Origin of the sequence: Mycobacterium asiaticum, from assembly GCF_001673365.1 — a bacterium.
GTDB classification, from domain to species: domain Bacteria; phylum Actinomycetota; class Actinomycetes; order Mycobacteriales; family Mycobacteriaceae; genus Mycobacterium; species Mycobacterium asiaticum_A.
In genome coordinates this window covers 1-21,804 of the sequence record NZ_LZLS01000013.1, presented here as the reverse complement: position 1 = coordinate 21,804, position 21,804 = coordinate 1, and the positions used below count along the sequence as shown (strand labels likewise).

At 65.3% G+C, this 21,804-nt stretch carries 13 protein-coding genes and 1 riboswitch; of the genes, 9 read left to right on the top strand and 4 right to left on the bottom strand.

Annotated features, from left to right (window positions below):
• Window positions 1–13: 13 nt before the first annotated feature.
• A complete protein-coding gene (locus A5634_RS02065; protein ID WP_065142433.1) occupies window positions 14–3,313 on the bottom strand; it encodes a LuxR C-terminal-related transcriptional regulator in 3,300 nt (1,099 codons plus the stop codon).
• Window positions 3,314–3,599: 286 nt separating this feature from the next.
• Between A5634_RS02065 and A5634_RS02060 the strand changes: the two genes are divergently transcribed.
• The 5 genes from A5634_RS02060 to A5634_RS02040 all read left to right on the top strand — a co-directional run bounded on the left by A5634_RS02060 (window position 3,600) and on the right by A5634_RS02040 (window position 9,978).
• Window positions 3,600–5,288 carry a PPE family protein gene (locus A5634_RS02060; RefSeq protein WP_065142427.1) on the top strand — a complete coding sequence of 563 codons (1,689 nt, stop codon included), beginning with the start codon at window positions 3,600–3,602 and terminating at the stop codon, window positions 5,286–5,288.
• Window positions 5,289–5,326: 38 nt separating this feature from the next.
• Window positions 5,327–6,667 carry a PE family protein gene (locus tag A5634_RS02055; RefSeq protein ID WP_065142426.1) on the top strand — a complete coding sequence of 447 codons (1,341 nt, stop codon included), beginning with the start codon at window positions 5,327–5,329 and terminating at the stop codon, window positions 6,665–6,667.
• A 31-nt stretch (window positions 6,668–6,698) separates the two neighbouring features.
• Window positions 6,699–7,469 carry a methanethiol S-methyltransferase gene (mddA, locus tag A5634_RS02050; RefSeq protein WP_065142425.1) on the top strand — a complete coding sequence of 257 codons (771 nt, stop codon included), beginning with the start codon at window positions 6,699–6,701 and terminating at the stop codon, window positions 7,467–7,469.
• Window positions 7,470–7,578: 109 nt separating this feature from the next.
• Complete coding sequence (locus A5634_RS02045) at window positions 7,579–8,661, top strand: PPE family protein (protein WP_065142424.1); 1,083 nt, start codon at window positions 7,579–7,581, stop codon at window positions 8,659–8,661.
• A 150-nt stretch (window positions 8,662–8,811) separates the two neighbouring features.
• Complete coding sequence (locus A5634_RS02040; RefSeq protein ID WP_065142423.1) at window positions 8,812–9,978, top strand: PPE family protein; 1,167 nt, start codon at window positions 8,812–8,814, stop codon at window positions 9,976–9,978.
• On the opposite strand, the gene A5634_RS02035 is transcribed toward A5634_RS02040, so the two are convergent.
• The gene (locus A5634_RS02035) at window positions 9,975–11,324 is read right to left on the bottom strand and encodes a flavin monoamine oxidase family protein (RefSeq protein WP_065142422.1); all 1,350 of its coding nucleotides are present in this window, start codon (window positions 11,322–11,324) and stop codon (window positions 9,975–9,977) included. The two genes, A5634_RS02040 and A5634_RS02035, sit on opposite strands and share 4 nt — an antisense overlap.
• Before the next feature lie 203 nt (window positions 11,325–11,527).
• Here A5634_RS02035 and prpD point away from each other — a divergent pair, with 203 nt between their 5' ends.
• From prpD to A5634_RS02020, 3 genes are read left to right on the top strand one after another with little or no spacing between them, the layout of a single operon-like run.
• The gene (prpD, locus tag A5634_RS02030) at window positions 11,528–13,054 is read left to right on the top strand and encodes a 2-methylcitrate dehydratase PrpD (protein ID WP_065142432.1); all 1,527 of its coding nucleotides are present in this window, start codon (window positions 11,528–11,530) and stop codon (window positions 13,052–13,054) included.
• A gap of 38 nt (window positions 13,055–13,092) precedes the next feature.
• Window positions 13,093–14,577 (top strand): cobyric acid synthase, encoded by a 1,485-nt coding sequence (locus A5634_RS02025; protein WP_065142431.1) that lies wholly within the window; start codon window positions 13,093–13,095, stop codon window positions 14,575–14,577.
• Window positions 14,578–14,588: 11 nt separating this feature from the next.
• Entirely contained in the window at window positions 14,589–16,313 is a 1,725-nt protein-coding gene (locus tag A5634_RS02020) for a DUF3556 domain-containing protein (RefSeq protein ID WP_065142421.1), read from the top strand.
• Between the two features lie 92 nt (window positions 16,314–16,405).
• On the opposite strand, the gene metE is transcribed toward A5634_RS02020, so the two are convergent.
• Window positions 16,406–18,688, bottom strand: a complete 2,283-nt coding sequence (metE, locus tag A5634_RS02015; protein WP_065142420.1) for a 5-methyltetrahydropteroyltriglutamate--homocysteine S-methyltransferase — start codon at window positions 18,686–18,688, stop codon at window positions 16,406–16,408.
• Window positions 18,689–18,810: 122 nt separating this feature from the next.
• A riboswitch (cobalamin riboswitch) is annotated at window positions 18,811–19,059 on the bottom strand.
• Between the two features lie 16 nt (window positions 19,060–19,075).
• A complete protein-coding gene (locus A5634_RS02010) occupies window positions 19,076–20,326 on the bottom strand; it encodes an Rv1453 family transcriptional regulator (RefSeq protein ID WP_065142419.1) in 1,251 nt (416 codons plus the stop codon).
• Between the two features lie 919 nt (window positions 20,327–21,245).
• Here A5634_RS02010 and A5634_RS27935 point away from each other — a divergent pair.
• On the top strand, window positions 21,246–21,804 hold a 559-nt coding region (locus A5634_RS27935), incomplete at its 3' end, for a PE family protein (protein WP_155769309.1).

Genomic DNA, 21,804 nt, shown 5'->3' with positions numbered 1-21,804 from the left:
TCGTAGATCCGGCTCAACCGTGGGAGACGCTCTCCTGCGCGAGCTGCACACGGGAACTGATGCCCAGTTTTGCGTAGACGTGGGTGAGGTGGGTCTGTACGGTCCGCCGGGAAACGAAGAGCCGCGCGGCAATTTCGTTGTTGGCCAGGCCCTCTGCGACGAGCCGCACCACATCACGTTCGGTCGGGGTGAGCGATGCCCAGCCACTTGCGGGTCGCTTGCGTTCACCGCGTCCGCGCCGCACATAGGCAATCGCCTCGCCCAGCGAAAGACCGGCCCCGTCTGCCCACGCATCACCAAAAGCCTTTTCGCCCAACGCTTCACGCAGTGCAGCTAGGGTTGCCTGGTGGTCTTCGTCGTAGACCTTGAACCGGACCGAACCCAGCCGTCGCCGAATTTCGTGCGCCGCGCCGAAGAGTCGCGTCGCGTCCCGATGGCTCAGGCCGTCTGCGTCCAGTCGGCCCAGGCACTCGAGAATGTCGGGCACGGCGAGGTGCGCCGCGTGTTCCGCCGCGCAGACCAATGCTTTGTGTGCATCGCGTTCGGCTTGATCCGGTTCGCTCTTGGCGATCGCGATGCGGGCGCGCGTCGTCAACGCTCGGGCCAGGTGCCAACCGGCCGAGGCCGCGACTTCCTGATCGGCCCAGCGCCCGGCAGTGACCAGATCGCCTCTGGCCAAAGCCACTTCGGCCATCGGGTTGGTATTGGCGCCGGCCAGCTCGCCCTGCACGCTCAGCCGCTGCTGGGCGGCCTCGCTGGCCTGAGCCGCTGCAGCGACGTCACCGGAGGCCACTGCCGCGGTGGCCAGCACCGCATAGCTGAATCCTTCGTTATACGGCCATAAGTCGGCCGCCGCCGCCAATGATGCGTGGGCCGCGGCCTTGGCTCCGTCGGTATCACCACGCAAAGCGAGCGCGTTACTCAAAGCGAGCCGGCTGCCCCACCTGAACAACACGTCGTGGGCCGCGTCGGCATCAGCGGTTACCGCGTGAAATTGTGTAATCGCTTCGGCCAGATCGCCTTTCATCATCTGTGCCAACCCCAGCGTCCAGCGGCAGGAACGCGCGTTGAACTGGTCGCCGATCTCCTCGGCGAGCAGTTGACCTTCTTGGGAGGCGGCGTGACCCGTCACCGGGTCCCCAGCGTAGAACGCGCCGTACGCCTGCCAGGTCAGAATCTGCGTGAGCCGCCACCGGTCGCCGAGTTCGCGGGCGATACCGATTGCCTCGGCAAGAAACGGGCGGGCCGCCTCGGCGCTGTAGGAGCTGATCGCGCCGCAGGCGGTGAGGGCGCGGGCCAACAGCGCCGGGTCGCCGATTTCGCGCGCGATGGCCACCGCTTGTTGCGCTTCGTCGAGGTTGTCGTGGATGCTGCGCGACGCGTCCAGCGCGGCTTTGTCGGCCAGCGCCCGCCCGCGCACCACGGGCGGGACCGCGGAGAGGGCACGCCGATCGGTGAGCACGGCATCAAACCAGGCCAATCCTTCCTGGATCCGGCCCCGCGTCAGCCACAGCGGCTGCAGCGACGAGGTGAGCTCTAGCGCCGATTCGATCTCGTCGTTGTCGCGGCACCAGGCAAAGGCCGCCCGCAGGTTGTCGATCTCGGTCTCCACCTGCTCGATGCGGCGCTGGTGTTCGCCGTCGGTCGGGCTGTCCAGCAGGGCGGCCATGTGAGCGTAGTGATCGCGATGGCGGGTGCGCACCAGCGCGCCTTCGCCGGACTGTTGCAACCTTTCCAGCGCATAGTGGCGCACGGTGGCCAGCATGCGGAAACGTGTCCGGTCTCCCGAATTGTCAGCTAGTACAAGGGATTTGTCGACGAGCAGGGTGAGCTGGTCCAACACCTGGTGCGGCTGCAACTGCTCGTCGGCGCAGACGGTTCGCGCAGCCTCATGGTCGAATCCACCGCTGAACACGGCCAGCCTGCGAAACGCGACCCGTTCCGGCTCGGTCAGCATGGCGTGGGACCAGTCGACCGAGGCGCCAAGGGTTTGTCTGCGCGGCGTCGGTGTACCAGCTGTGCTGCCGGTCAGTAACCGGAAGCGGTTGCGGAGCCCGTCGAGGATCTCGCTGAGGGACATCACCCGTACGGCAGCCGCTGCCAGTTCGATGCCCAATGGCAGCCCGTCGACGCGGTCGCAGATGTCGCTTATCGCCGCGGTGTCGGCTGGGTCGATGCTGAAGTCCGGCCGGGCCAGCCGGGCACGGTCGACGAAGAGCTCGATCGCCTCGTCCGACAGCGACAGGGACGGTACCCGCCAGGTCAGTTCGCCGGGTACCCCGATGGGGGCGCGGCTGGTGGCCAGTACGGTGAGGTTCGCGCAGGTGCCCAGCAACTCGCGCAGCAAGGTCCCGCAGGCATCGACGAGATGTTCGCAATTGTCCAGAATCACCAGCACGTCCCGGTCGCCGACGAAACGCGCCAGGGTGTCGATCGCGGATCGCCCCGGCTGGTCGGGCAGCCCGAATGCGCGCAGCAGAGCCACCGGCACCAGGTCGGGCTCGCTTACCGGCGCCAGATCGACAAACCACACGCCACCGTCGAAGTCGGCGGCCGACTGGGTGGCGATCTGCACCGCCAACCGCGTCTTTCCCACCCCGCCGACGCCCGCCAGAGTCACCAGGCGGTTGTCGCCCACGAACTTGCGCACGTCGTTGATTTGCCCGGTGCGTCCCACGAATCGGGTCAATTGCACCGGAAGACCATGCGGGGCACCATCATTGGGCTCATTGGGCCCCTGCAGCGGTGGGAACTCGACGCGCAGGTCCGGGTGGCACAACTGCGCCACCCGTTCTGGCCGGGGTAGATCCCGCAGCTGATGCGTGCCGAGGTCGACCAGCCAGACGTCGTCCGGAAGATGGTCGACGACCAGATCATGCGTGGTGCCCGACACCACCACCTGCCCGCCGTGCGCCAGGTCCCGCAGCCGCGCCGCCCGCTGGACGGTGGGACCGGCGTAGCGTCCCGAGTCGGCCAGTTGCACCTCGCCGGTGTGCACCGCCACACGTAACTGGATCGGTGCCAGGGGCGCCTGCTGCAAATCGATCGCACATGCCAGCGCATCGGTGGCCCGCGCGAATACCGCCAGGAAAGCGTGGGGACCCCGAGCCTCGGAGTCTGGTCGCACCGGACCTACGCCGCCGTGGGTGGTGATGATCTCCGCGACCGTGCCGGCAAGACGTTCGAGCGCGTCCACACCGGTGCCGAGCGGTGTGTCCCACGGCTGCGGCGAGCGTTCGGCATCGGTGATTGCATCGCTGATTTCGGAGGCGAGCAGCAGCGTCACCGTTCTTGTCGGCACAAACTCGCTCACGCACATGTCAAATCCGTCTCACACTGTTTTCCTGACGTATCCGTGACTAACTCAGTGTCACGCAACCAGGCCAGCAACGGTTCAACATGAGTCAAAAAATTTGCTAATTGACCGGATTTGTGGGATCGCTCCCCGGATGATCCGGACCTGGTTCCGCGACATACGACCCCTTTGACCCGCCGATCTACGACCCCCCCGAGCGGGGGATTTACGTCTTGTGACCGACGTTCGTGGCGCCGCTGTTGCGCATCGTTGGCTTCCGCAGGAACTCGAGGGGACGGTTGGAATGAATTTTTCGGTGTTGCCGCCCGAGATCAACTCGGCGCGGATGTACCTGGGTGCGGGACCGGCACCGATGTTGGCCGCGGCAACGGCATGGGACGGGTTGGCTACCGAGCTGGATGCGGCCGCCCGCTCGTTCGGGTCGGTGGCCGCGGGACTGACGGGCGCGGTGTGGCAGGGCCCGGCGGCCGCGGCGATGGCCGGCTCGGCCGCCCCATATGTCGGATGGCTTTCGGCGGCGGCGGCGCACGCCCAAGACGCGGCCGGTCAAGCCCTTGCTGCGGCGTCGGCCTTCGAGGCGGCGGTCTCGGCGACGGTGCATCCGGGCATGGTGGCGGCTAACCGAAACCAGCTGGTGTCGTTGGTGCTTTCGAACATTCTGGGCCAGAACGCACCGGCGATCGCGGCGGCCGAGGCCGGCTACGAGGAGATGTGGGCCCAGGACGTGGCCGCCATGTTCGGATACCACGGCGGCGCCTCGGCGGTGGCCTCGCAACTGGCGCCGATGCAGCAGGTCCTGCAGAACCTCCCAAGTCCGCTTGGTCAAATCCAGAGCGCGATCGGCAACGCGCTCAACTTCGGCAACACCGGCGGCCAGAACCTGGGCAGTGGCAACTCCGGCACCGGCAACGTGGGCAACGGCAACCGCGGCAACCAGAACCTCGGCAGCGGCAACGCCGGTTCCAACAACACCGGCGTCGGCAACAACGGTATGGGCAACATCGGCAGCGGAAACCTGGGCAACTCCAACATGGGCAGCGGAAACCTGGGCAACTCCAACATCGGTAGCGGCAACCGCGGAGATGCCAACATGGGCTTCGGGAACCGCGGCAGCAGCAACGTCGGACTGGGCAACACCGGAACCCGCAACTTCGGGTTCGGCAACACCGGCAACAACAACATCGGTTTCGGGCTCACCGGTGACAACCAGATCGGCTTCGGTGCGCTGAACTCAGGCACCGGAAACATCGGATTCGGCAACTCCGGGACCGGGAACATCGGCTTCTTCAATTCCGGCACCGGCAACGTGGGTTTCTTCAACTCCGGCAATCACAGCTTCGGCGTTGACAACTCGGGCAGCTTCAACACCGGGTTCACCAATGCGGGCCAGGGAAATACCGGCTTCCTCAACGGCGGGTTCAGCAACTTCGGTTTCGGGAACGCCGGGGCGAACAACATGGGCATGGACAACGGCGGTTCGCAGAACCTGGGCGCCGGGAACTCCGGATTCCAGAACACCGGTAGCGGGAACGCCGGCTCGTTGAACACCGGCGATTTCAATTCCGGCGACATCAACACCGGGTGGGGCAATTCCGGCCGCAGCAATACCGGCGGCTTCAACTCGGGCAACCTGAACACCGGCTTCGGCAGTGCCATCACGCCTGTCGGTGTCAAGAATTCGGGCTTCGGCACCACCGGACTCGACTCCTCGGGATTCTTCAACTCCGGCGGCGACACTTCGGGATTCATGAACACCGGCCTCGCCTTCGAGTCCGGCTTCGGCAATTCCGGCAACGGCAACAACGTGGGCATCAACAACCACGGCAGTTTCCTCGCCGGCATCGGCAACACCGGCTTCGACAACATCGGAATCGGCAATTCGAACGTATTCAACTCGGGCGTAGGCAATTCCGGCAACGACGACTCGGGGTTCTTCAACAAAGGCGACGCGAAATCCGGCCTCTTCAATTGAGTGTTGCTCGCCGACGGTAAACCATCAAGGAGACTGGTATGTCCTATGTAATCGCGGCGCCCGACCTGATGCAGGGTGCGGCCCAGGATTTGGCGGGCCTGCGCGCGTCCCTGGCCGAGGCCACCGCCACCCTGACGGGACCCACGACCGGGATCGCCGCCGCGGCGCAAGACGAGATATCGACGGCAGTCGCCGCGCTGTTCGGCAGTTTCGGTGAGGAATTTCAAGCGATTAACACCCAGGTCCACGAGTTTCACCAACAGTTTGTCGGTTCATTGAACGCCGGCGCCGCGGCATATGCGAGCGCGGAAGCCGCTAGTCTGCCAGCCTTAGCGGCCACCGGATTGGGTTCGGTGCAAACGCTTTTGACGAACACAGTCAGCAATCTGCAAAGCCTGCAAAGCGCCGTCATGGCGAACCCCGCACCGCTGCTTCGCCAGTTCGTCACCAACCAGGCGGGATATGCGCAGGCGATCGTCTCGGCACTGCAGAACCCGCCGTCGCTGCTGAGTCTGCTGCCCACCAACCCGGCGGCTTTGGTGCAGGGGTTCGTCAACCAGCAGATCGGTTACGCCCAAACGGTTTCCACAGCGCTGACCAATGCCGCCCGTGACTTCGGAACGGGCGTGATGGCATTGCCGACGTCGCTGCAGACCGCCCTCGGGCAGCTTGCGGCGGGCGATGTGCCGGGCGCGGTACGTAGCGCCGTAGCCGGATTCGGGAATCTGTTCTTCACGGGTCTGAGCGCCACCCAGGACCCGACAACCTTCCTGATCAATATCAGTCCGACCGGTAGCCTCGGAGATCTGTTGCCCATCTTGACAATTCCCGGCCAGATGGCGCAGAACTTCACCGATCTGTTGCCGACCGGATCGGTGCCCTTCCAGATTTCGCAGCACGTCACCAACGTGGTCAAGACGCTGACCGACACCTCTCAGACACTCGACCTGAACACGGGGGTTCTTCATGTGGGGTCGCCGTTGGTGCTCGGGCTCGATGCGTTGGGCCCGGCGATCACCACGCTGAATGGGATCGGATCCAGCGCGAGCGCCGTGGCCAATGCGTTGCAAACGGGAGACGTCCTCGGAGCTACCACCGCACTCCTGAACGCGCCGGCAACCATCCTGGACAGTTTCCTCAATGGACAAGGGACGCTGCCGCTTTCGGTATCGCTCGGGGATCTGACCACCACCACCAACCTTCCCGTGGGTGGTCTGCTCACGCCCGCCCAGTTCGCGTCGCTGACTATCGATATCTTCGGAACGACAGGAACGATCCCGCTGTTCGGGACGCAATTCGGCGGCATCATTCCGGGCCTGCTGACATTTTTGCCTGAGCAACTTGCCGAAGCCATCGGCGCGCCGGCTTTCCCGGTCTAAGCTCACCCGTAGTCAACCAGTGAGGCCCATCATGAAACGACTTCTCACGGTCAGCTACGGCGCGGCAGCTTATCTCGTCGGCTTCGCCGCCTTTGTCTACGCGATCGGCTTTCTTGGCGTCTTCGTCGTTCCGCGCCGCATCGACCACGGTGTCGAGGCGCCCCTCGCTCAGGCGCTAGTGGTCAATGTGCTGCTGCTGAGTGCGTTCGCCGTACAGCACAGCGTGATGGCGCGACCATCCTTCAAACGCTGGTGGACCCGGATGGTGCCGTCGTCCGTGGAACGCAGCACCTACGTCCTTGCGACGGGTTTGGTTCTGGCACTGCTGTTTTGGCAATGGCGAACCATGCCTACGGTCATCTGGGAGGTGAGCTGGCCGGCCGGACGGATCGTTCTCTACGTGTTGTTCTGGTTGGGCTGGGTCGTCGTGTTGGCGTCGACTTTCATGATCAATCACTTCGACCTGTTCGGGTTGCGGCAGGTGTACCTGGCGTGGCGGGGGCGGCCGTACACGGATCTCGAGTTCTCCTCACCACTGCCGTATCGCCTTGTGCGCCATCCACTGATGTTGGGATTTCTGATCGTGTTCTGGGCCACCCCGCGGATGACGGCGGGTCATTTGCTTTTCGCGGTGGTGTGGACCGGCTACATTCTGCTCGCCGTGCGGTGGGAGGAACACGACCTCACCGAGGCGCTGGGCGATCAATATCTCGACTACCGTCGCCGGGTGCCGATGCTGCTGCCGTGGCCGCGACCCGCCGCGAATGTGCCTGAGGCACAACCCAGTCGAATTCCGAACTGAAACAGCGCCACGGTCTACGACCCCGCTCCCGGTCGATTTACGCGTTGTGACCGACGTATAACGACCCCGCTAGCAAGCATCCTTGACTCCTGGCGAAAGAGGGGCCGAAATGAGTTTTGCGATGCTGCCGCCGGAGATCAACTCCGCGCTCATCTATGCCGGGGCGGGCGTATCTCCGCTGGTTGCGGCGGCCGCGGCCTGGGACGGGCTGGCCGCGGAGTTGCATGCGTCCGCCTCCGGTTTCGGCGCAGTGATTTCGGTCCTGACCGCCGGGCCACTGTCGGCTTGGTCGGGACCGGCCGCCGCGGCGATGACCGCGGCCGCCGCTCCATACGTGGGATGGATGAATGTGGCTGCGGGGCATGCGGAATCGGCGGCCGGGCAGGCCCGCACCGCGGCCGCGATCTTCGACACGGCCATGGCGGCAACCGTGCATCCGGCCGCGGTGGCGGCGAACCGGGTGGCGCTTACGTCCTTGGTCGCCACGAACTTTCTGGGTATGAACACCCCGGCGATCGCGGCCACCGAAATCGACTACGAACAGATGTGGACCCAGGACGTGGCCGCAATGGCCGGCTATCGCGCGGCGGCAGTGTCGGTCGTCTCGGCGTTGGCTCCACTGGACGTGCCGCCGCCCGATCTGCCGGGCCTGATTTCCCAAGCGGTATCCGGGATCTCCTCGGCAGTGCAGTCTGCCGTGTCCGCGGTGCCGCTGGATTCGCTGTCCTCGCTCGCAGGAATCGCCACGCTCCCGGTCAGCACGCTGTTGTCGCCGATGATGTCGTTGGTCCAGTCAGCCGGTGGCTCCGGCGCCGGATCGGCTGCCAGTTTGGGTGCGGACGTGCCGATGTTGGCGGGCACCGCCAGCGCGGCTACTGCGCCGGTGATCGGCGGGGGATTGGGTCCGGCGATCGCCGCGGACATGGGCCGGGGGCGGCTGGTGGGTGCCTTATCGGTGCCGCCCGCGTGGGCGGGATCGGCTGCTGCACCGATGGCGCCGACCGCGTCGGCAACACTGGGCGTTCCGAACTCGGCGAGCGCCGCGGGGATGGCCGGTCTCGGCGGAATGCCGATGATGCCCATGCCGATCGGTGGTGCGAGCGCGGGCGCGCCCGGTGGAATGCTGGGCCGCGGCGGGTCGCATGTCGTTGCGCAGCGACCGAGCGTGATACCGCGGCTTGGCGTTGGATGAGGTCGTGTCGGGTAAGGCGGGCCGCGTTACCCGCATCATCGGCATCCGAAGCTGGGAGTCGCCTGGGGTGTTGCTGGCGACCTACTGAATCTCCTACCTAGCCGCATCGCCATTGGTCACAGTGGCTGACATGGCTGGGTTGAGATCGCGATGATTCTGGATTTCTCGTGGTTACCGCCGGAGATCAATTCGGCGCGGATTTTCGCCGGTTCGGGGTCGGGACCCCTGCACGCGGCGGCGGCCGCGTGGGAGAGTCTGGCCGCGGACCTGGCGGCGTCCGCGGCGTCGTTCGACTCGGTGATCGGAAATTTGGCCGGTGGGCCCTGGGCCGGTCCGGCGTCGGCGTCGATGGTAGCCGCGGCCAATCCGTACGTGGGCTGGTTGGGCGTGGCGGCGGCGCAGGCCGAGACGTCAGCTGCGCAGGCCCGGGCGGCGGCGACGGCATTCGAGACCGCGTTGACGGCGACCGTGCACCCGGTGGTGGTCACGGCGAACAGGGTGTCGCTGGCCACGCTGGTGGCGACCAACTTCCTGGGACAGAACACTCCCGCGATTGCGGCCAACGAATTCGACTACGTCGAGATGTGGGCCCAGGACGTCGCCGCCATGGTCGGCTATCACGGCGGCGCGACCGCTGTGGCGGCCAGCCTGGCCCCGTTTGCGCTACCCCCGGTCGACCTCGCCGGCCTGGCCACCCAGGTGGGCGTTAACGTGTCGGCCGCACTCAGCCCTCTGACGCAGGGCGTAGCGATGGTGGCCCCCTTGGTGTCGGGAGTGCAATCGGCGGTGTCGGCCGTTCCGCTGCAATCGTTGACATCGGTGGCGCAGATCGGCATGTACCCGGCCAGCATGTTGATTTCGCCGATGATGCAGCTTGCGCAGAGTGCTAATGCCAGCACGGCCGGTTTGGCGAACGCCGCGACCGCAGGCCTGGCCGATTCGACGAAGTTTGTCGGTGGTGGCGCCGCGGCGGCGAAGGGCTTGGGCGGGGGCGCCGGGCTCGGTGCGCCGATGGCGGGCAGCCTGGGCAAGGCGCACCTGGTGGGCGCCATGTCGGTGCCACCGGCCTGGGCGGGATCGACGCCGAAAGCAATGGCCAGTTCGGCGCTACAAGGGCTCGGCTCCCACGCCGCAGCCGCGCAAACGGCCGCAGCCGCACAGACTTCCGCGGCCGCGGGCCGCGCTATGCCGATGCCGATGCCGATGGGCGCGGGCGGCGGTGGCGGCATGCCAGGCGGGATGATGGGTCGAGGCGGCGCCGGTGCACAGGTGACGCAGAATCGGCCCAGCGTAATTCCGCGGACCGGGATCGGCTAGCTCGCGGCCATCACTTCGGTCGCGGCGCGCTCCCCGGAGCGAATCGCACCGTCGATCCAGCCGCACATGATGGCCGAACTTTCCGTCCCAGCCCAGTGGATTCGGCCGCACGGCACCCGCAGGGCGTGGCCGAACTCAGTCAGCACGCCCGTCGGGGTGTGACTGATCATTCCGCCGCCCGAGTAACGTTCGAGGGTCCAGTTCTGCTCGTGGAATTCCATTGGCTCTCTTGCCTTCTCGCCGAACCGATCGACTAGTTCGTTGATGACGACCGATCTGCGTTCGGCTTCGTCGAGCGCGGTTAGCTTGCGTGCGGCGGGTCCTTCGGTGATCACGCACATGATCCCGGGGTGCCCGGTGTCGGTGCATGCGTCGATGGTCAACGTGGCCGGTGTGCCCGGTCCCGCCGACTGGCCGGACAACCCCTCGGCACGCCAGAACGCGTCGCCGTAGATCGCCGAGATCTTGATGACGGCACCGCTGGGCATGCGCCGGTTCAGCATCACCCGGTCCACCGGCAGTGCCGGCTCATACTCGATCGAGCTGGCGATCGCCATCGGGATCGCCACGATGACTCGTTGCGCGCGAACTGTCAGGCCGTCGGCGCTAACGGTGACCCCGTCGGTGTCCTGGCTGATCTGCCGCACCGGGCACGACAAGTGCAGTGCGTCGCCCAATTCGGCGACGATCGGGCTATAGATGGCGCCCATCCCGCCGACCGGGCGGGCGTCCTGAGCGCCGCCCTTACCGGAGATGACGAACGTAGGGCCGCCGCCTGAGCCCATCTGGTGCAACATCCACAGCAGCGAGACTTCCGAGGCGGCCGAGGTGTAGGTGCCGCCGAAAGCCATGTCCAACATTTCCCGGGCCGGCTTGGACAGCACGTTGCGCTCCAGCCAGTCGCCGATGCTCGTCCGGTCCAATTCGGCGGCATCCTGTGCTTCCCAGGGGTTTTCGTGTGGAACCGCTTTGCACATCTGCTCGATGCTGGCCAAGCCGAAGCCCAGGTTCGCCACCGCCCACGGACTCATGGTCCAGGGCAACTTGCCGCCGTAGCGGCGCTTCTTGCCGCCGACGATCATCATGGCGTCACCGTCGTTGTGCTGCTTGTACTCCGGTACGCCGAATTCCTGCATCAGCGCGTAGATCCGGTCCTGGCCCGGTCCGATCCAGGCACCGCCCCGGTCGATCCACACGCCGTCGTCGCGGGTCACCGTGAAGGTGCGGCCCCCGACCCGGTCCCGAGCCTCTAAGAGTGCAACCGAGTAACCCCCTTGTTTCAACCGCAGCGCCGCGGTCAAACCAGCGAATCCCGCCCCGACCACGCAATAGTCGACGTCTGTCATTCCGACTCCTCGGTGTTTACCCCAGCAGCAAATTACACCGATTGTCCGGGTTTGCGCCCGGTTCGCACAGATTGACCAACTGTTCAGCGAGGCTGCAGGTTTCGACTCGACTCCGCGGCAAGCCAATGTTGCTGCCGGACAATCACTTCGGGATGACGGGACAGGCATGTACACGTGTTGGGCGGCTGCGTAGGGTGCGAATTGTGCGGATACACGAGGTGCGGACGCGACGCAGCGCCGACGACTTCCCGCGGCAAGAACACTTGGCCTTCAAGATCGCCGAGGTGGCTGCGGACCCGGTCGACGTACCCGCCGACACTGCGGCGATGGTGATCAACCGCGTCATCGACAACGCCGCCGTATCGGCGGCTTCGGCCCTGCGGCGTCCGGTTGCCGTCGCGCGGGCTCAGGCGTTGGCGCATCCCGCTTTGTCCAGCGGCGCCAAGGTTTTCGGCGTCGCAGGGGACTTCGAGCCGGAATGGGCGGCGTGGGCGAATGGCGTCGCAGTGCGCGAATTGGATTTTCACGACACGTTTTTGGCCGCGGAGTATTCACACCCGGGCGACAACATCCCGCCGTTGGTCGCCGTTGGCCAGCACCTGGGAATCGGCGGAGCCCAGCTGATCCGAGGTCTGGCCACCGCATACGAGATCCAGATCAACCTGGCCAAGGGAATGTGCCTGCACGAGCACAAGATTGACCACGTCGCCCATCTCGGCCCGTCCGTCGCCGCCGGCCTGGGCACCATGCTGGGACTGGATGCAGAAACGATCTACTCCGCGGTCGGGCAGGCGCTGCATCTGACGACGGCTACCCGGCAATCACGAAAGGGTCTGATCTCGAGTTGGAAGGCATTCGCGCCGGCGTGGGCGGGCAAGGTTGGCATCGAAGCTGTCGACCGAGCCATGCGGGGGGAGGGCGCACCCGCGCCGATTTGGGAGGGCGAGGACGGCGTGATCGCCTGGCTGCTGTCCGGCCCAGAGCACACCTACTACGTCCCGCTGCCCGAACCGGGTGAACCCAAGCGCGCGATTCTGGACAGCTTCACCAAAGAGCACTCGGCGGAATACCAGAGCCAGGCGCTGATCGACCTGGCCCGGCGGCTTCGCACTCGGATCGCTGACTTGGGGCAGGTGGCCACGATCGTGCTGCACACCAGCCACCACACGCATTTCGTAATCGGCACCGGGTCAAACGATCCGCAGAAGTTCGACCCGGATGCGTCCCGCGAGACGCTGGATCACTCGGTTATGTACATCTTCGCGGTCGCTCTGCAGGATGGCACCTGGCATCACGAGCGGTCCTACGCACCTGAACGTGCGCACCGGCCCGACACCGTCGCGTTGTGGCAGAAGATATCTACGCGCGAAGACCCGTACTGGACCCGCCGCTACCACTCGACGGATCCCGCGGAAAAGGCATTCGGTGGTCGCGCCGAGATCACCCTGCGCAGCGGTGCAGTGATCGTCGACGAGGTCGCTGTCGCCGACGCACATCCGTTGGGGGCCAGACCTTTTGAGCGTCAGCAGTACATCGCTAAATTCCTCGGGCTGTCCGAGGGTGTGCTCGGCAACGCCGAACAACAACGGTTCCTTACGGTCGTCGAAGACCTCTCGGGTCTGCGGGCGGGCGGACTGGGCGCACTCAACGTCGAGATCGACCCGGCCGTACTGGATAAAGCCCCGAGCATCCCGCCGGGGATCTTCGGACGACCGTCCGAGGACCCGTAAACGCACGTGGGACCATGGCAGGCGGTGAAGACAATCTGATGTCGGGTCTGCTGGTGGCCGGTACGACAAGTGATGCCGGCAAGAGCACTGTGACGGCCGGGTTGTGTCGCGCGTTGGCTCGGCGCGGGATACGGGTCGCGCCGTTCAAGGCCCAGAACATGTCCAACAACTCGATGGTCTGCGCCGGCCCGGACGGTGGCGGCGTGGAGATCGGTCGGGCGCAATGGGTGCAGGCACTCGCTGCCAAAGCGGCACCCGAGCCGGCCATGAATCCGGTCCTGCTCAAGCCGGGCAGCGATCAGCGCAGCCACGTGGTGTTAATGGGCAGGCCGTACGGCGAGGTGGCGTCGTCGGACTGGCTGGAGGGCCGACGGGCACTGGCCGAGGCGGCGTATCGGGCGTTCGACGACCTCGCCTCCCGCTACGACGTCGTAATCGCCGAGGGTGCCGGCAGCCCAGCCGAAATCAATTTGCGTGCAGGCGATTACGTCAACATGGGGCTGGCCTGTCATGCTGGACTGCCAACCATCGTCGTTGGTGACATCGACCGCGGCGGGGTATTCGCGGCGTTCCTGGGCACCGTGGCGTTGTTGGCTGCCGAGGACCAGGCGCTGGTCGCGGGCTTCGTCGTCAACAAGTTTCGCGGTGACCTGAACCTGCTTACCTCAGGTCTGCGAGACCTGGAACGGATCACCGGCCGAACGGTCTACGGCACCCTGCCGTGGCGCCCCGATCTGTGGCTGGACTCCGAGGATGCACTCGACCTGGCGGGGCGCCGTGCCTCACCGTGGGCAAATGACAGCGGGGCGCGCCGGGTAGCGGTGGTGCGGCTCCCGCGGATCAGTAACTTCACCGACGTCGACGCGTTGGGGCTGGAACCCGACCTGGATGTCGTGTTCGCCTCCGATCCTCGCGCGCTGGCCGATGCCGACTTGATCGTGCTGCCGGGCACCCGGTCGACGATCGCCGATCTGGCGTGGCTACGGGCTCGCGGTTTGGACCGTGCCCTGCTGGGGCATGTCGCGGCGGGCAAGCCGCTGCTCGGCATTTGCGGCGGGTTCCAGATGCTGGGTCGGGTGATTAGCGACATGCACGGCGTCGAAGGCGCGGCGGGGGAGGTCGAAGGTTTGGGCTTGCTCGATGTTGCGACGAACTTCTGTGCCGAGAAGGTACTGCGGTTGCCGCGCGGCGACTGGCGCGGAGTACCGGCAACGGGGTACGAGATTCACCACGGCACGATCACCCGCGACGACGCGGCCGCGGATTTTCCCGGCGGTGTGGCGAGCGGTGCAGTGTTCGGCACGATGTGGCACGGCTCGCTGGAAGGCGATGCCCTGCGCGCCGCCTTCCTGCACGAGACGCTGGGAGTTGCGTCGCGCGCCTCCTTCGCGAGCGCGCGTGAGCGCCGCCTGGACCTGCTCGGCGATCTCGTCGAGCGACATCTCGACGTCGACGCCCTGCTGGGGTTGACCCGAGCCGGCTGTCCTGCGGGGCTGCCATTCCTGGCGCCCGGGGCGCCGTAATCTGTCAAACCATGGGATTCCTGAAGCCCCAACTGCCCGAGATCGAGTTCGACGAGTGGAGCAAGGGCACCCGCAGCGAGAAGATCCGACCGATGGCTAAGCACTGGGCTGAGGTGGGATTCGGTACGCCGGTGGTTCTGCACCTGTTCTATGTGGTGAAGATCCTGCTCTACATATTGTTCGCCTGGCTGATCGTGTTGAGCACCAAAGGTATTGACGGGTTCACACATGTCAGGGAGTGGTACGCCGAGCCGATCGTCTTCCAGAAGGTCGTGCTGTTCACCATGCTGTTCGAGGTGATCGGGCTGGGCTGCGGCTTCGGACCGCTTAACAACCGCTTCTTCCCGCCGCTGGGCTCGATCCTGTACTGGCTGCGGTTCGGCACCATTCGGCTGCCACCGTGGCCGGATCGCGTTCCCATGACGTTTGGCACCAAACGCAAGCCGGTGGACGTCGCACTCTACGGTCTGCTGCTGATCTTGCTGGTGACCGCCCTGTTCACCGATGGCAGCGGCCCGATACCGGAGTTGGGCACCACCGTAGGGGTCTTGCCGACGTGGGAGATCGTGGCGATCCTGCTGGTTCTCGCCGCGGCGGGGCTGCGCGACAAGGTGATCTTCCTGGCCGCGCGCGGCGAGGTTTACGGCACGCTCACCGTGACCTTCCTATTCGGCGCGGTCGACATGATCGTCGCCGCCAAGCTGGTGTTCCTGGTGATCTGGATGGGCGCGGCGACGTCCAAGCTCAACAAGCACTTCCCGTTCGTGATCTCGACGATGATGTCCAACAATCCGCTGATGCGGCCCCGATGGCTGAAGCGGCTCTTCTTCGAAAAGTTCCCCGACGACCTGCGGCCCGGGCGGTTGTCGCGGATCGTCGCCCACTTCAGCACCTTTATCGAAATGTTCGTGCCGTTGGCGTTGTTCTTCGCCCCCGTCGGTACGCCGGTTAAGGTCGCCGCAATAGTCATGGTGCTGTTCCACTTCGGAATCCTGTCGGCGATCCCGATGGGGGTGCCGCTGGAGTGGAACGTGTTCATGATCTTCGGCGTGCTGACCCTGTTCGTCGGCCATGCCAACCTCCGGCTGAGCGATGTGAAATACCCTGTGCCAGTAGCGATTCTGTTTGCGGTAGTCGCCGGCATCGTGCTTGCGGGCAACATGTTTCCACGCAAGATCTCCTTCCTGCCCGGCATGCGGTACTACGCGGGAAACTGGGACACCACGCTGTGGTGCATCAAGCCGTCGGCAAACGACAAGATCGCGCGGGGGATTGTCGCGATCGCCAGCATGCCGCAGGCGCAGTTGGAGCGGTTCTACGGCAGCCCGGAGGCGGCGCAGATCCCGCTGTACATGGGATATGCGTTCCGCGGCTTCAACACTCACGGCCGCGCGCTGTTCACCCTGGCCCACCGGGCGATGACGGGACACAACGAGGACGACTACGTCATCACCGACGGAGAACGGATCTGCAGCACCGCGATCGGATGGAATTTCGGGGACGGCCACATGCACAACGAGCAGTTGATCCAGGCCATGCAGCGGCGCTGCCGGTTCGAACCCGGCGAGGTCCGGGTCGTCCTGCTCGACGCGCAGCCGATTCATAAGCAGACGCAACGGTATCGGCTCGTCGACGCTGCCACCGGTGAGTTCGAGCGCGGTTATGTGCGGGTCGCTGACATGGTGACCCGCCAACCGTGGGACGACGACGTCCCGGTCCAGGTGGACCCTGCCTAACTCGCCGGCCTAACTCGCCGCCGAGTCGAACGTCACTGCGAAATTTGGCGCGGGAAGTCGCAGTGACGTTCGACTCGCGGGACGCGTCAGGTCTACTCCGCGCGCACCTGCTCCGCCGCGGCGACCATATTCTGCAGCGACGCCTTCACCTCGTCGACGCTGCGTGTCTTCAAACCGCAGTCCGGATTCACCCAAACCCGTTCCGCGGGAACGGCTTTTAACGCCGCCCGCAGCGAGTCAGCCATCTCTGACGTGCTCGGCACTCGCGGTGAGTGGATGTCGTAAACACCCGGCCCCACGCCGTTGGAGAAGCCGATCGCATTGAGATCGTCGAGCACCTCCATATGCGAGCGCGCGGCCTCGATCGAGGTTACGTCGGCGTCCAGATCCGCGATCGCACCGATCACCTCGCCGAACTCCGAGTAGCACAGGTGGGTGTGGATCTGGGTCGAGTCGGCCACACCGGAGGTGGCCAACCGGAACGACCCTACGGCCCAACGCAAGTACTCGTCCTGGTCGGCGCGGCGCAGCGGCAGCAGTTCCCGTAGCGCCGGCTCATCGACCTGAATCACCGCAATACCGGCCGACTCCAGATCCACCGTCTCGTCCCGAATCGCCAGTGCCACCTGGTTGGCGGTGTCGGCCAGCGACTGGTCGTCGCGGACGAACGACCACGCCAAAATGGTGACCGGACCGGTCAGCATGCCCTTGACCGGCTTGTCGGTCAGTGACTGCGCGTAAATGATCCAGTCGACGGTCATCGGATGGGTGCGGACCACGTCGCCGAACAGGATCGGCGGACGAACGCAGCGGCTGCCATAGGACTGCACCCAGCCGTTGTCCGTCGCGAAGAAGCCGTCCAACTGCTCGGCGAAGTACTGCACCATGTCGTTTCGTTCCGGCTCTCCATGCACCAGCACGTCGAGCCCGAGCCCCTCCTGCAGCTTGATCACGTCGGCGATCTCGGACTTCATCCGCCGTTCGTACTCGGCCTCGTCGATCTCGCCCTTGCGCAGCGCTGCCCGGGCAACGCGGATCGCCGACGTCTGCGGATAGGAGCCGATCGTCGTGGTCGGCAGCACGGGCAGGTGCAGACGCGCCTCCTGGCTAGCCCGACGTTGGGCCGGGTCGCCGCGCTGGGCGCCGTCAGCGACGATCGAGTCGATGCGGGCTCGTAGCTGATCGTTGTGCAGGCGAGGGTCGCGCTTGCGGGCTGCCATCGCGGCGTTGCAGGCCGCGATCTCGTCGGCGACGGATTCGCGTCCCTCGCGCAGCGCGCGGGAGAGCAACACCACTTCGGCCACTTTCTCGGCACCGAAGGCCAGCCAGCTGCGCAGGTTGTCGTCCAGCGCTGTTTCCGGCTGGAGCGAGTAGGGCACGTGCAACGTGGAGCACGAGGTTGAAACAGCAACGCTCCCAGCCGATTCCAGCAGGGTCGTGAGCTTGCCCAGCGCCGCCTCCAGATCTGTGCGCCAGACGTTGCGCCCGTCCACGATGCCGGCCACCAGGGTTTTGTCGGCCAGTTCGGGAATCCCCGCTACGGCGATGTCGGCACCGTAGACCAGGTCGACGCCGATCGCCTCGACGGGTGTGCGGGCCAGGCCCGCCAACGCGTGGCCTGGATTGCCGAAGTAGGTGGCGACGTGAATGGCCGGGCGGTTGCCCACGGAGCCCAGCGCGTTGTAGACGGCCTCGGCAAGTGCGGGAGCGTCCGGGCAGATATCGGTGACCAGCGCGGGCTCGTCGAACTGCACCCACTTCGCCCCGTTGTCGGCGAGCAGCGACAACAACTCGGCGTAGGTCGGGACCAATTCCTCCAAGCGCTCAACGGGTTCCGGCCCCCCGTCCACCGCCTTGCTCAGCAGCAGGAAGGTGATCGGTCCGATGATCACCGGGCGAGCCGGAATCCCTTGTTCCTGAGCTTCTTTCAGCTCGGAAAGCACTTTGTCGGGGTTGAGCGTGAACGTTGTCGACGGCCCGATTTCGGGAACGAGGTAGTGGTAGTTGGTGTCGAACCACTTCGTCATCTCCAGCGGCGCGACGTCGTCATTGCCGCGAGCGGCGGCGAAGTAGCGATCCAACTCGTCGGCGATCCCGCTCACCCTGGCCGGCAACGCACCGAGCAGAACTGAGGTGTCCAGCATCTGGTCGTAGTAGGAGAAGGTGTTGATCGGTACCGAGTCCAGGCCCGCGGCAGCCAGTTCCGACCAACTGTTGCGGCGCAGATCGGCGGCGACGGCTTCCAGTTCGGATCGGCTGGTGCGCCCGGCCCAGTAGCCCTCGGTGGCGCGCTTGAGTTCGCGGCGCGGCCCGATACGGGGTGACCCGACGATGGTTGCGGTAAACGGTTGAGAATTCACTTGCTGGTCCTTCATTCGACGGTGTGGTCACCGCCCGCGGACGCGCAGCCAAGGGTCGCGGCGGCACCTAACAACGCATTAACCGCAACACCGGTAGCCAAACGCCCATTCCACGAGGCGATGTGCCGCCGGACGCGGCGCGCCCGGCACGGCTGGCAGGTCTTCGGACTCACAGGCACGCACCGAGGCGGTGCTCCTACTGGCCGTCGCTTCCCAGTCCCATGTTCGAGACCAGTGCTTCTTTGTTCGTCAGACGGCGGTCGTTCCTGCTTACCGCTGCGGGACAGTTCCGGATTCTCACCGGATTCCCTCTCGCGGGGCTTGATTGCCTCGCTCGATGCCGTCGCCGCCTACGCGGTGACAGCAGACCAGCTGCGAGCACAAGGCTACTCCCTGGGTCGCCTAGTCTGAGTAATCGCCCGACTGCGGACCTCGCCAGGGCAGCGCCTTGAGCGCGATGGCTACTTCGAGGGCGCTCTCCTCAAGGGGGCGTGGCAAGAGTCGTTGGGCCGCGTCAAGTCGGTGCAACAACGTATTGCGATGCGTGTAGAGGAGTTTCGCTGCGCGCGAGGCATTGCTCGCCGCTGTGAGGTACGTCAGCACCGTGTTGTGCAGAGCGGGACTGGCCGACTCAAAGTCCCCGAGCGTAGCTCTAATGAATTCGTTTGCCCCAATGGGGTTTTCGGTCAGCAAGGCGACCATCTCTACCTCGGCGAAGATGGCGACTTGTTGAGTGGACCGCAATCGGGCCACCATGCGCTGGGTAGTCAGTGCTTCCCGATGACTGCGGCGGAATCCGTCGATGCCGGCCGCGGGGCCGCCTATCGCGATGCGCACATCGGGTGCGTCCTGGACTATCGCGCGGATCCGTTCGGCGTCGACCGGGGCGGCGTCGCCAACCCATACCCAGCGAGTTGACACGCCGGCCAGAACGATGAGCGGGTGCGGCTTCGCGGCTGCATCTTTGAAAACGGCTTGTATGTAGGCATTTACGACTTCATCCAGCCGCGTGCTGTCGTCGTCCGACTCGGCGGACCAGATGATGGCGGCGGTGTGTGACGGGTCGAAAAGGTAGTTCAGTTGCGCTTCGGCACGCTCCGGTTTGATCGCCGCGCGTTCCAGGACGAGATCGACGATTCTGCGGCGCTCGACATTGACGTCTTGGGTCAGCGCGTCGTATTCCGCCTGCATCTGGGCGGTGATGCCGGCGAGCGTGCCGTCGACAAATTCGTTGGCGGATCGAAACGCCAGGTCAAGTAGCTCGCGAAGTTCCTGGGGATCGGCGGTGAGTTCGAACGCGATCTCAATCCAGCGTCGCCAGGCCACGTTGTGGCCGACCCGGTAGACCTCGAGGGCTGAAACATCCAATCCGCGGCGCACCAGATCGCGCGCCATCCGTAACGTCTCGGAGCTGAGATTCGGTGCGACCGGAGCGCCGGGGGTACGCAGCAACGCCGAAGCGAAGTACACCAAATTGGCCCGATTTGAGCGCGTCACCACCGCCGCCAAACCTGGATCGTCCGAAATCGGCGGAAAAGCGCTCAGCGTAGCTCGGTCAAATTCCTCAAGCCACTCCCGGCTCGGGTTGAGTGCAATCCATGCGCCCCTGCGGATCAATTCTTGAATTCGCTGCGAAGGCTGTCGCCATGCCACGATACGGAATTATAAAACGTTGCCCTGCTGTATTGTCCAATCGAAGTCATGAGTTCGATGTGAGTTCGATAAGACCAGCTTCTGGTGCCCACGCCTCGTGCTCCGTCTTGGGCCGCGGTGCGTGGCCGGGCTTGAGCCGCAGGGATGTTCGCGATCGATAGGCCGGGACGGGACGCCCGCGGGTGGCGATGGGTCCGGCGGCGGGGATCGGTGTCCTCGAGCGGTTCGGACTCGGTTCGGGCGAACGAGAACGTTGTGCAACATGCACAGAAGCTCGCTATTTGTTGGAGGAACTGCCCTCGGCTACGGTTTCTGATCTCCAATTCTATGTATTGCTATTCTCCGGCGCGCGGACACAAATATCGGATACACGCTGCTGGACGCGGTTAATGCGCTGAACCAAGCTCAATTCGACCGGCCACTGATCGGGAATGGCGCTGCTCCCTCGGTCGCACGTTTGAGTGCGCGGCGAGGGCCGGTTCGTGGGAACCGGAGGGCTGCGCGACAGTCCCGGAATCCCACCGGGTTCCCTCTCACGAAGCTTGTGCCTCGCTCCATGTCGGCGCCTCGCGCTCCGGCGACAGCGGACCAGCTGCGGGATGACACTACGCCGCCTGTGCGCGCGACGGGCGAATGTGTGCAAGTTGCATGATGATTCGCACGCGATACATCGACTCCCAGGCTGATCGCGGCTGGCGTGCTCGCGGTGGCGCTGCAGGAAGGGCACGAAATTCAGTTGCAGCCAACGAATGTGCATTTTGCCCGATGAGTTCGGCATGAGTGGGCGAAATGCCCTTGGCTCAGCGCGCCGGGGTAGGACAACGTGGGAGGTTGTTTGTGCCTCGCGCGCGGCGGGCCGCGAGCTAGTTATTTGGCTGCGTTGTCACCTGATGGCCGGCTATCAGGTGAGAGGGTGCGGATGTCGTTTACCACTGTTGCGCCGGACTTGTTGTCGTTGGCGGCAGCGGAGGTAGCAAGGATCGGGTCGTTTGTCGGGGCGGCGAATGTGGCGGCGGCGACGGCGACCACCAGTGTGGCGGCTGCGGCTGAGGATGAGGTTTCGGCGGCGATCGCGGCCCTGTTCGGGGCGCACGGTCAGACATATCAGTCGGTAAGCGACCGGGTGGCAGCGTTTCATGACCGGTTTGTGCGGACTCTCAACGCAGGTGCGGGCGGCTACGCGGCCGCCGAGGCAGTCAATGCCGAGCAGACTCTGGCCGGCAACAGTCTCTCACCGGCCGTTGGGCAAACCGGCGGCAACTCTGTCGATGGAGCAGGCGCCAGTTTGGCCAGTGGCAACACCACCGTTACCAGCAATCCAGCCGCCAACTCGCTCGCCGGCAATGCCGCTGCCAGCGCGACCACAACTGCGACAACGGCCGCAGGATCGACCGGTCCCAGCGCGGCGGCATCCGGCAGCGCGGGTCTCGGCAACCAGGGAACGGCCGGCAACTCGGGCAACGGCAACAAGGGCAGCG

Bases quoted from the DNA above. Each gene is read 5' to 3' on its own strand.
- mddA (WP_065142425.1), top strand. From the start codon at position 6,699: ATGAAACGACTTCTCACGGTCAGCTACGGCGCGGCAGCTTATCTCGTC.
- A5634_RS02020 (WP_065142421.1), top strand. From the start codon at position 14,589: ATGGGATTCCTGAAGCCCCAACTGCCCGAGATCGAGTTCGACGAGTGG.
- A5634_RS02055 (WP_065142426.1), top strand. From the start codon at position 5,327: ATGTCCTATGTAATCGCGGCGCCCGACCTGATGCAGGGTGCGGCCCAG.
- A5634_RS02035 (WP_065142422.1), bottom strand. From the start codon at position 11,324: ATGACAGACGTCGACTATTGCGTGGTCGGGGCGGGATTCGCTGGTTTG.
- A5634_RS02040 (WP_065142423.1), top strand. From the start codon at position 8,812: ATGATTCTGGATTTCTCGTGGTTACCGCCGGAGATCAATTCGGCGCGG.
- A5634_RS02025 (WP_065142431.1), top strand. From the start codon at position 13,093: ATGTCGGGTCTGCTGGTGGCCGGTACGACAAGTGATGCCGGCAAGAGC.
- A5634_RS02060 (WP_065142427.1), top strand. From the start codon at position 3,600: ATGAATTTTTCGGTGTTGCCGCCCGAGATCAACTCGGCGCGGATGTAC.
- A5634_RS02045 (WP_065142424.1), top strand. From the start codon at position 7,579: ATGAGTTTTGCGATGCTGCCGCCGGAGATCAACTCCGCGCTCATCTAT.
- metE (WP_065142420.1), bottom strand. From the start codon at position 18,688: ATGAAGGACCAGCAAGTGAATTCTCAACCGTTTACCGCAACCATCGTC.